The organism is Novosphingobium resinovorum (genome assembly GCF_027922145.1).
Lineage (GTDB): Bacteria > Pseudomonadota > Alphaproteobacteria > Sphingomonadales > Sphingomonadaceae > Novosphingobium > Novosphingobium resinovorum.
Genome location: NZ_BSFC01000056.1, coordinates 1 through 851 on the forward strand (window position 1 = coordinate 1; position 851 = coordinate 851).

The 851-nt window shown below is 51.4% G+C and carries 1 rRNA gene; it reads right to left on the minus strand.

Annotated features, from left to right (window positions below):
- Window positions 1–621: ribosomal RNA gene (locus tag PKE80_RS25210) — 23S ribosomal RNA — on the minus strand; the annotation flags it as partial.
- Between the last annotated feature and the right edge of the window lie 230 nt (window positions 622–851).

The following is an 851-nucleotide window of genomic DNA, read 5'->3' on the forward strand; positions in this document are numbered from 1 at the left end:
ATTAAGTCACTGACCCATTATGCAAGAGGTACGCTGTCACCCCCTAAAGAGGCTCCAACTGCTTGTAAGCATCCGGTTTCAGGTACTGTTTCACTCCCCTCATCGGGGTGCTTTTCACCTTTCCCTCACGGTACTGTGTTCGCTATCGGTCATGTACGAGTATTTAGGCTTGGAGGGTGGTCCCCCCATGTTCAGACAGGATTTCACGTGTCCCGCCCTACTCGAGTCCTCATCTATCGTTTTCGCATACGGGACTGTCACCCACTATGGTCGACCTTTCCAAGTCGTTCTGCTAACTGAAGATGAGGCACTGGCCTGGTCCGCGTTCGCTCGCCACTACTAACGGAATCTCGGTTGATGTCTTTTCCTCCGGGTACTTAGATGTTTCAGTTCCCCGGGTTCGCTTCACCAAGTCTATGTATTCAACTTGGGATACCTTATCCACCTCACTCAATTGCTGCCGAAGCAACCATCGAGAGAAATGGTGAAGGTGGGTTTCCCCATTCGGAAATCGTCGGATCAAAGCCTGCTCACGGCTCCCCGACGCTTATCGCAGCGTGCCACGTCCTTCATCGCCTGTACATGCCAAGGCATCCACCAGATGCTCTTACCTCACGCTTGAGAATCCACACCATCAATGACAGCCCTGCATAGAAGCTGCATTGTTTTCAGGTGCGGACGATTAATCTCAGCCAGATGTAAATCTGTATGTTGCGCGTCATATTGTACCCACTACGTCAGCAGGTACGACGCGCCACGGCATCGATTAAAAAACCCATTCACAATGTCAAAGAAGTGCAGGCAGATCCTGCGTAACCGACCGTTAGGTCGGAACCGTTGTCTTCATCTCT